The following is a 3446-nucleotide window of genomic DNA, read 5'->3' as shown; positions in this document are numbered from 1 at the left end:
GCGTCCGGGCCGTCGGCGACAGCGCCCGCATGACCGTGCTCGCGTGAGCGCACCGGCGTGACCGTGCTCGTGCGCCCGGCCTCGGGGGGCCGCGCCACCGCGCCCGGCTGACGCGCACCGTCCGCGAGCCGAACCGGAAAACGTCTCCCGCCGCCGTCCCGGACGGCGGCGGGGACGCGTTTCCGGTTCTTTTCGCGTGCCTTTCTTTCTCTTTCCCTCCCCGCCGGGGCCTCTCCGATCGTGCGGGGCCCTTTCCGAAGCACGGGCGAAGTGGCCGCCCGGTGCCCGGCGCGGCAGATTCGTACCAGAGGAAGACCCGACCGGGCACCGAATCCGGGAGCACATCTTGGCGAATCAATGGCGCAGGCTCCGCAGTCGAATTCTCACACCGAAGAAATCCGAGACGCATCTGGACGTCCGCGGCTTCCATGTGAAGAACCCCGACGCGCGGGGGCTGCTGGAGACGATCGGCGGCACCTTCGTGGACGGCTACGAGGCCGCGATGCTCGCCCCCGCGCCCGAGGCCGCCGCCGCGCGGCTGGACCGGGTGCCGACCCGCTTCCGCGGGTTCGCCTACGAGGGGGCGACGATGGCCCTCGCCGTCCTGGACGGGCTGCCGGGCGGCGGCGGGGGCCGGACCGCGAGGTTCCTCGCCGGCCCCGCCGCGCCGCACGTCTACATGGCCTACGTGGGGATCGGCTGGGCGATGGCCCGGCTGCCCCGGTTCCGGTGGGGGACGCTGCACGCCCCCGACCCGCTGCTGCGCTGGCTCGTCCTGGACGGCTACGGCTTCCACCAGGCGTACTTCCACACCGAGCGGTACGTGCGGCAGCGGTTCCGTGACGACGGCTTCACCTGGCCCGGCGGGGGGCCGCACGGCTACCCGGCGCGGGTCGTCGACCAGGGCGTCGGCCGCGCCCTGTGGTTCGTGTGCGGCACCGACGCCGAACTCGTGGCCGACACCGTCGAGGACTTCCCCGAGCACCGCCGCGCCGACCTGTACAGCGGCGTCGGCCTCGCCGCCACCTACGCGGGCGGCGCGGAGGAGAAGGAGCTGGCCGGGCTGCTCGCCCGCGCCGGGGAGCACCGGCCGATGCTCGCGCAGGGCAGCGCGTTCGGCGCCGAGGCCCGGCTCCGCGCCGACCTGATGGTGCCGCACGTCGCGATGGCCACCGAGGTGTTCTGCGGGACGACGCCGGAGCGGGCCGCGCTGGTCTGCGCCGAGCGGCTGCCGGACGACCCCGGGCGGGCCGTCCAGGGGCCGGACGGTCCGGTGCCCGCCTACGAGACGTGGCGGCAGCGCATCGCCGCCGAGTTCGCATGAGCGCCCCCCGCACGGGCCGTGCCGACGCGGCGGGCCGTTCCGCCGACGCGGGCGGCGTTCCGGACGACCAGGGAGAACAGGGAAATCGGATGAGCAGGATCGCCGTCGTCGGCCTGGCGTGCCGGTACCCCGACGCCGCCTCGCCGCGCGAGCTGTGGGAGAACGCCCTCGCCGGGCGGCGCGCCTTCCGGCGGCTGCCGGACGAGCGGATGCGGCTGGCCGACTACTGGGACCCCGACCCGGCCGCGCCGGACCGCTTCTACGCCACCAACGCGGCCGTGATCGAGGGCTACGAGTTCGACCGGGTCGGGCACCGCATCGCCGGGAGCACCTACCGGTCCACCGACCTGACGCACTGGCTGGCGCTGGACGTGGCGGGCCGGGCGCTCGCCGACGCGGGCTTCCCGGGCGGCGAGGGCCTGCCGCGCGAGCGGACGGGCGTCGTCGTCGGCAACACCCTCACCGGGGAGTTCGCCCGCGCCAACCTGATGCGGCTGCGCTGGCCGTACGTCCGCCGGACGCTCGCCGCCGCGCTGCGCGAGGAGGGCTGGGCGGACGACCGGCTCGGGTCGTTCCTGGCGGACCTGGAGGAACGGTACAAGGAGCCGTTCCCGGCCATCGACGAGGACACCCTCGCGGGCGGCCTGTCCAACACGATCGCGGGCCGCGTCTGCAACTACTTCGACCTCAAGGGCGGCGGCTACACCGTGGACGGCGCGTGCTCGTCGTCGCTGCTGTCGGTGGCGACCGCGTGCCGCGCGCTGCTGGAGGGCGAGCTGGACGTCGCGGTCGCCGGCGGCGTGGACCTGTCCATCGACCCGTTCGAGATCATCGGGTTCGCCAAGACCGGCGCGCTCGCCCGCCGCGAGATGCGGGTCTACGACCGCGACTCCAACGGCTTCTGGCCGGGCGAGGGCTGCGGCATGGTCGTGCTGATGCGCGCGGACCTGGCCCGCGAGCAGGGCCGCCGCGTCTACGCGACCGTCGCCGGGTGGGGCGTCTCGTCCGACGGCAAGGGCGGCATCACCCGGCCCGAGGTCAGCGGCTACCGGCTGGCGCTCCGCCGCGCCTACGAGCGGGCCGGGTTCGGCGTCGAGACCGTCGCGCTGTTCGAGGGGCACGGCACCGGGACCGCCGTCGGCGACACCACCGAGCTGACAGCGCTGTCGGCCGCCCGCGCCGAGGCCGCCCCGGACGCGCCGCCCGCCGCGATCGGCTCCATCAAGGGCATGATCGGGCACACCAAGGCCGCCGCCGGGGTCGCCGGGTTCATCAAGGCCGTCCTCGCCGTGGACGCCCGGGTGCTGCCGCCGAGCGTCGGCAGCGTCGACCCGCACCCGGTGCTCGCCGAGGACGGCGCGCCCCTGCGCACGCTGCGCCGGGCCGAGCCGTGGCCGCAGGACGCGCCGGTGCGCGCCGGGGTCACCGCCATGGGCTTCGGCGGCATCAACACCCACATCGTCCTGGAGGGAGAGGGGGACGGGCAGGACGGGCGGGGCCGGGGGCGCGGGCTGGACGCCGTGACCCGCGAGCTCGCCGCGTCCCCGCAGGACGCCGAGCTGCTGCTGCTCGACGCGGGGACCACCGCCGAGCTGCGCGCCCGCGTCGCCGAGCTGGCCGACTGGGTGCCGTCGGTGTCCTACGCGCAGCTCGCCGACGTCGCCGACGCGGCGCGCCGGCGGCTGTCCGGACGGCCCTACCGGGCGGCGGTGATCGCGACCTCGCCCGAGCAGGCCGAGCGGGAGCTGCGGCGGCTGCTGGAGGCGCTGGACGCGGGCGAGACCGCGCTGTACACCCCGAACGGGTCGGCGTTCCTCGGCCACGTCACCCGCCCCGCCCGCGTCGGCTACCTGTTCCCCGGCCAGGGCGCGGGCCGCTCCACGACCGGGGGTGCGCTGCGCCGCCGGTTCGCCGAGGCGGACGCGGTGTACTCCCGCGTCCGGCTGCCGCAGACCGGCGACATGGCCGCGACCGAGGTCGCGCAGCCGCGCATCGCCACCGGCTCGCTCGCCGGGCTGCGCGTGCTGGAGCGCCTCGGGCTGCGCGCGGACGTCGCGGTCGGGCACAGCCTCGGCGAGATCACCGCGCTGCACTGGGCGGGCGCGGTCGGCGCGGACGCGCT

The 3446-nt window shown here is 76.2% G+C and carries 2 protein-coding genes; both read left to right on the top strand.

Going from position 1 to position 3446, the window contains the following annotated elements; translation table 11 throughout:
* Positions 1-346 precede the first annotated feature (346 nt).
* Positions 347-1324: a DUF1702 family protein gene (locus DZF91_RS26385; RefSeq protein WP_199486905.1), complete on the top strand. Its 978-nt coding sequence runs from the start codon at positions 347-349 to the stop codon at positions 1322-1324.
* An 89-nt stretch (positions 1325-1413) separates the two neighbouring features.
* Positions 1414-3446, top strand: a 2033-nt coding sequence (locus DZF91_RS26380; RefSeq protein ID WP_268915979.1) for a beta-ketoacyl synthase N-terminal-like domain-containing protein, incomplete at its 3' end; no start/stop codon positions are given.

Source organism: Actinomadura logoneensis, assembly GCF_003428695.1.
Classification (GTDB): Bacteria; Actinomycetota; Actinomycetes; order Streptosporangiales; family Streptosporangiaceae; genus Spirillospora; species Spirillospora logoneensis.
Note: the sequence above shows the minus strand (reverse complement) of the source record. Positions and strands in the feature narration are given on the sequence as shown.